Origin of the sequence: uncultured Veillonella sp. (assembly GCF_938010505.1) — a bacterium.
Taxonomy (GTDB): Bacteria; Bacillota; Negativicutes; order Veillonellales; family Veillonellaceae; genus Veillonella.
On record NZ_CALLVP010000150.1, the window covers coordinates 1 to 6,052 of the forward strand.

General features: G+C 38.0%; 6 protein-coding genes. All 6 read left to right on the top strand.

All coding sequences use genetic code 11. The features are described from left to right. The first annotated feature begins 89 nt into the window (after positions 1-89). Positions 90-692 (top strand): nitrite/sulfite reductase, encoded by a 603-nt coding sequence (locus Q0507_RS09350; RefSeq protein ID WP_298715369.1) that lies wholly within the window; start codon positions 90-92, stop codon positions 690-692. Positions 693-1,066: 374 nt separating this feature from the next. Beyond that, positions 1,067-2,095 carry a heat-inducible transcriptional repressor HrcA gene (hrcA, locus tag Q0507_RS09355; protein ID WP_298715371.1) on the top strand — a complete coding sequence of 343 codons (1,029 nt, stop codon included), beginning with the start codon at positions 1,067-1,069 and terminating at the stop codon, positions 2,093-2,095. Further along, on the top strand, positions 2,095-2,640 hold the full coding sequence (gene grpE / locus Q0507_RS09360; protein WP_298715374.1) for a nucleotide exchange factor GrpE: 546 nt from the start codon (positions 2,095-2,097) through the stop codon (positions 2,638-2,640). Before hrcA ends, grpE begins: the two co-directional genes overlap by 1 nt. Positions 2,641-2,667: 27 nt before the next feature. Beyond that, a complete protein-coding gene (gene dnaK, locus Q0507_RS09365; protein WP_298715376.1) occupies positions 2,668-4,506 on the top strand; it encodes a molecular chaperone DnaK in 1,839 nt (612 codons plus the stop codon). Positions 4,507-4,522: 16 nt separating this feature from the next. Continuing rightward, positions 4,523-5,680: a molecular chaperone DnaJ gene (gene dnaJ, locus Q0507_RS09370; RefSeq protein WP_298715378.1), complete on the top strand. Its 1,158-nt coding sequence runs from the start codon at positions 4,523-4,525 to the stop codon at positions 5,678-5,680. Positions 5,681-5,735: 55 nt separating this feature from the next. After that, positions 5,736-6,052 (top strand): 50S ribosomal protein L11 methyltransferase (locus tag Q0507_RS09375; protein WP_298715380.1); only part of this gene is annotated, 317 nt, incomplete at its 3' end.

A 6,052-nucleotide genomic window follows, 5' to 3' on the forward strand; every position in this document is an offset into this window, starting at 1 on the left:
GTGAGTAATTTCTCACAGTTTCTCAAAATCTAATATGTTAGTATAAATAGGATGATGATGAATAAGCATGCTAGATTTGAGGAGGAACGATGAAGACATCTGTAATATTACACGGTTTACATAATGAATTTACTTTAGATCAAATGAAAGCATGCATAGAACTTGCTGAAAAATATGGCGGATCCTTTCGTCATGTTGTAACAGGTATACAAATTACAGGTATTGAAAAAGATGATAAAGAACAGCTTATTTCTGAATTACCTGAAGGTGTGACTACCGTTGTTCATAGAGGGGTAAACTCTCTGATTGCCTGTGTTGGTAAAGGCTACTGTAAAAATGGCCAAATGGAAACAAAAGAACTAGCTGATTATATAGAACGCAAGCACTATGGTCGTAAAACCTCTCACAAATGTAAGATTGGTATTAGTGGCTGTGGACGTAACTGTCCAGATGCGATGGTTAAAGATATTGCATTTATTGGTACATCCCAAGGATATATGTTAGCTGTTGGCGGTAACACTGGTATTAAACCAGAAGCAGGTACCATATTAGCTAGAAATTTAACGATAGAGCAATCTAAAAAGGCCGTAGATATATTAGTTGATTGGTATGCAAAACATGGTCAGCCTCGTGAACGCATGGGAAAACTGTTAGCTAGACTTGGTAATCCACTAGAAAATATAGAGTTATAATTGATTTAGGTTATATTATTGCGCTGTTATAGTTAGAATACCTTTATAATGACGATTCAATTCTAGTAAAAAATAATATTATAAATTTAAACACTTATACTATTTTATAGGTCTAAATTTTTATTAGTCAAAATATATTTATTCGATTAATAAATTATTAGAAGATCATATAAAGTGAGATAGTATAAGTGTTTTCTTATTATTATAATTTGATTTTTTGACTAATTAATTAAAAATATCAAATTGTCTTTTTGACTAAATAGATTTTATTTGGCTTTTTAATGATTTTTTAGCTTGACATTTTTCTTGAATATGATAATATTATACATGCGATTAGCACTCAAAGTTTATGAGTGCTAACAAGAGGTGTCATTATGGATGAAAGAAAACAGCGCATCTTGCGAGCCATAATTGAAGACTACGTTAAATCCGCAGAACCTGTAGGCTCTCGAACGATTGCTAAGAATTATGATCTTGGTATCAGCCCTGCTACGGTACGGAACGAAATGTCAGATTTAGAGGAATTAGGCTATTTAGAGCAACCTCATACATCGGCGGGGCGTATTCCTTCAGCTAAGGGCTATCGCTTATATGTTGATTCTATGTTGAGTCGACAACCTGTTCCATTACAGGATGCTGAAAAAATTGAAATGTTATGGAAACATTCCAATGGATCAACGAGTGAACTCTTTCTAAATATGGCTAAGCTACTTTCACAGGTAAGCCATAGCATGAGTTTATTCTTAGCACCAGCCCATGATAGAGCATTAATTAAATACATTCATGTATTACCGCTAGATAGTCATCAAGCCATTATGGTTGTTATCACTGAAACAGGAGCACTCGATAATGAATTGATGTACTTTGGTGAAAGTGTTTCACCAGAGCTTTTACAGAATCTAGCCATACAATTTAGCAATGCACTACAGAATGTAAGTATTGGTCATGTAACGGCTGAGGCTTTAGGATCTATATTGGTCTATATGGAAGGACCGCAGGGAATTTTATTAATCCTTTCGGAGACATTATTACGAGCTATTAATAAACGTAAGTTGTTCTATTCGGTAGGTACCACAGAGTTGTTAAATCAACCAGAGTTTAAGTCTGTTGAGAAGGTACAACCCTTGCTTTCCTTAGTGGAAGAACAAAATCAATTAGGACAGTTATTAAAAGATGATTCTCCAACACCTGTTAAGGTCAAGATTGGTATTGAGAACGAAACTGAAGCACTACATTCAATGAGTGTGGTACAAGCTGATTTTACGAATCAAGATCAGCCTATCGGAACTCTTGCTATTCTTGGTCCAACGCGGATGGAATATGGACGTATCATCGGCATGTTGTCCCATATGAAACATATAATGGAAACTATGGTAAAAGAACAAAACAGAAAGGGCATGTAATGACTGAAGAACAAGACATTAAACAAGAAACAGTGGAGGAAACAGTGGACACTACGAATGTAGAGGAACCAACTGTTGAAAAAACTGAAGAAGCTGTGGCTGATGCTGCTCAAGTGTTAGAAGAACTTAAAGCCGACTTTGATAATCGCTATAAACGGTTACAAGCGGACTTTGAAAACTTCAAACGACGTACTAATCAGGAAAAAGAGCAACTTGCAGGATATGTTAAAGGGGATGTATTAACAGACCTTCTTCCTGTCTTGGATAACTTTGAACGGGCTGTTCAAAGTCCTGCAGAAGGGGAAGCAAAAGTATTCCTCGATGGATTCATTATGATTTATCAAAACTTGATGGCTATGTTATCTAAACATGGTTTAGCTGTTATCGAAGCAGTTGGTCAACCATTTGATCCGAATTTCCATCAAGCGATTATGCGAGTACCATCAGATGAGTTTGAATCTGATACGGTATGTGAAGTATTGCAAACTGGCTATACTGTTGATGGTCGTTGTATTCGTCCCGCAATGGTAAAAGTTGTTGAATAGATTATAAAGTTTTAGGAGGCATATATTATGGCAAAGGTAATTGGTATTGATTTAGGTACAACAAACTCTTGTGTTGCTGTTATGGAAGGTGGCGAACCTACGGTTATTACTAACCAAGAAGGCGCTCGCACAACTCCTTCTGTTGTTGGTTTTGCTAAAAATGGCGAACGTTTAGTTGGTCAATTGGCTAAACGTCAAGCTGTATCCAACCCAGAAAACACAATTCTTTCTATTAAACGTCATATGGGTACTGATCACAAAGTAAATGTTGAAGGTAAAGATTATACTCCTCAAGAAATTTCTGCAATGATTCTTCAAAAAATCAAAGCTGACGCAGAAGCTTACTTGGGCGAACCGGTAAAACAAGCTGTTATTACAGTTCCAGCTTACTTCACAGATTCCCAACGTCAAGCAACAAAAGATGCTGGTGCGATTGCAGGTCTTGAAGTTCTTCGTATCATCAATGAACCAACAGCAGCTGCTCTTGCTTACGGTGTAGATAAAGACGAAGATGGTAAAGTTCTTGTATTTGACCTTGGTGGTGGTACATTTGACGTATCCATCCTTGAACTTGGTGATGGCGTATTCGAAGTATTAGCAACATCTGGTAACAACAACCTTGGTGGTGATGACTTCGACCAACGTATCATGAACTACTTAATCGAAGAATTTAAAAAAGAAACTGGCATTGATTTGTCCAATGATAAATTGGCAGATCAACGTTTAAAAGAAGCTGCTGAAAAAGCAAAAATTGAATTGTCTGGTGTAGCTAGCACAAATATCAACTTACCATTCATCACAGCTGATGCTACAGGTCCTAAACACTTAGACGTAACATTAACTCGTGCTAAATTTGAAGAATTGACTGCTGACTTAGTACAAGCAACTATTGAACCTACTCGTAAAGCTATGAGCGATGCTGGTTTATCTGCATCCGATATCGATAAAGTATTGTTAGTTGGTGGTTCTAGCCGTATTCCAGCTGTACAAGAAGCAATCAAAAAAGTATTGGGTAAAGAACCAACTAAAAATGTTAACCCTGATGAATGTGTAGCTATTGGTGCTGCTATTCAAGGTGGTGTATTAGTAGGTGAAGTTAAAGATGTATTGTTACTTGACGTAACGCCATTGTCCCTTGGTATCGAAACAATGGGTGGTGTGTTCACACGTATTATCGATCGTAACACTACAATCCCTACATCTAAATCTCAAGTATTCTCTACTGCAGCAGATAACCAACCATCTGTAGATATCCATGTATTACAAGGTGAACGTGAATTCGCAGCAGATAATAAAACATTGGGTCGTTTCAACTTGGATGGTATCCCTGCGGCTCCTCGTGGGGTTCCTCAAATCGAAGTAACATTCGACATCGATGCTAATGGTATCGTACATGTAAAAGCTAAAGATTTGGGGACTCAAAAAGAACAAAAAATTACCATTACTTCTTCTAGCGGCTTGAAAGAAGAAGAAATTGACCGCATGGTTAAAGAAGCTGAAGCTCATGCAGCAGAAGATAAAGCTAGAAAAGAAGAATTAGATGTTAAAAACAATGCTGATTCCTTAGTATATCAAGCTGAGAAAGCATTGAAAGATCTTGATGGTCAAGGCGATGCAGCTTTATTGAAAGAAGTGGAAGAAGCTAAAGATAAATTGAAAAAATCTATTGAAGCTGGCAATATCGAAGACATCAAGAAAGATAGCGAAGCTTTGGAACAACCATTACATAAATTAGCTGAACAAATGTATGCAGCGGCTCAACAAGCACAACAAGCTGCTGGTGGCGCTGAACAAGGCCAACAAGCAAAAGCTGACAATAATGTAGTTGATGCTGATTACACTGTAGTGGATGACGAAAAGAAATAAGAAGGGTTGGTAAATAATGGCACGAGATTATTATGACATCCTAGGGGTCAGCAAAAACGCCTCTCAAGATGAAATCAAAAAAGCCTTCCGTAAAAAGGCTCGCCAATACCATCCAGACGTAAATAAAGACAATCCAAAGGAAGCAGAAGCAAAGTTTAAAGAAGCAAATGAAGCTTACGAAGTATTGTCTGACGAAACTAAAAAAGCTCAATATGACCAATTCGGCCACGACGCTTTCAAACAAGGAGGCGGCACTGGAGCCGGTGGTTTCCAAGGCGGCTTTGGTGGTTTTGGCGGGCAAGCTGGTGGCTTTGGTGATATCTTTGGTGACATTTTTGGGGGCATGTTTGGCGGTGGTCGTCAACAACAAGGCCCTCAAAAAGGTAATGACTTGCGTGAAGATATCGATATATCCTTTGAAGATGCAGCCTTTGGGAAGTCCATGGAAATCGAAGTGCATCGTCATGAAGAATGTGATCACTGTCATGGTACTGGTGGTGAACCAGGCTCTCGTGTCGATACTTGTCCAAACTGTCATGGTTCTGGTCAAGAGGCGGTTATTCAAAATACGCCATTTGGTCGTATGCAATCCGTGCGCACTTGTTCCCGTTGTCATGGTTCTGGTAAAAGCATCGAAAAACCTTGTTCTAAATGCCGTGGTACGGGTGAAATGCTTGCTAAACGCAAGATTTCTATCAAGATTCCTGCTGGCGTAGACAGCGGTTCTCGCTTACGTGTAGCTAATGAAGGGGAACCAGGTATTTTAGGCGGTCCTAAAGGGGATCTTTATGTATATATCTTTGTTCGTCCTCATAAGGAATTTGAACGAAATGGTAATGACGTTATTAGCCGTGTAAATATTAGCTTTGCTCAAGCTGCTCTTGGTGCGACTATACAAGTTAATACCTTAGATGGTAAAGTAGAGTTAAAGATTCCGGAAGGTACTCAAACGGGAACGGCATTCCGCGTAAAGGGCAAAGGTATTCCATATTTGCGTAACCCTAACCAACGAGGGGACCAACACATTGTGGTAACTGTCCAAACGCCTAAGAAGTTGACCGATGCTCAACGTGAGTTATTATTACGCTTTGCAAATGAAAGTAACGAAGATGTTAATAATTTACAAGTGAGCAAAAGTCTCTTTGAAAAAATCAAGGACTGTTTAACGAAATGAACAGCTCATGTGAAGGAATGGTTCGTTCCATCACATTCCCTATAAAGGAGCATATATGCAATGGATAGAAATATCCATTGTCTGTGAAAGAGTAGCCACCGATGAGGTGACTACTCTTTTTGACGATTATGCAGACAATGGAATTATAGAAGAAGATGTTGAAGATCAGCCTAATTTAATAAAATTAACTATGTACGCTGATTTATCACTTGATATGGATATGATTAAGGCTGATTTAGAAAAACGTCTTACAGAGGATAATATTAAGGTTATATCAATAGATACAGATATTCTTGATGAGTCAACTTGGTTAAACTCTTGGCAACAATATATTGAACCTACAGAAATTTTACCTAACTTAGTCATTAAACC

Bases quoted from the DNA above. Each gene is read 5' to 3' on its own strand.
- Q0507_RS09350 (WP_298715369.1), top strand. From the start codon at position 90: ATGAAGACATCTGTAATATTACACGGTTTACATAATGAATTTACTTTA.
- dnaJ (WP_298715378.1), top strand. From the start codon at position 4,523: ATGGCACGAGATTATTATGACATCCTAGGGGTCAGCAAAAACGCCTCT.
- dnaK (WP_298715376.1), top strand. From the start codon at position 2,668: ATGGCAAAGGTAATTGGTATTGATTTAGGTACAACAAACTCTTGTGTT.
- hrcA (WP_298715371.1), top strand. From the start codon at position 1,067: ATGGATGAAAGAAAACAGCGCATCTTGCGAGCCATAATTGAAGACTAC.
- grpE (WP_298715374.1), top strand. From the start codon at position 2,095: ATGACTGAAGAACAAGACATTAAACAAGAAACAGTGGAGGAAACAGTG.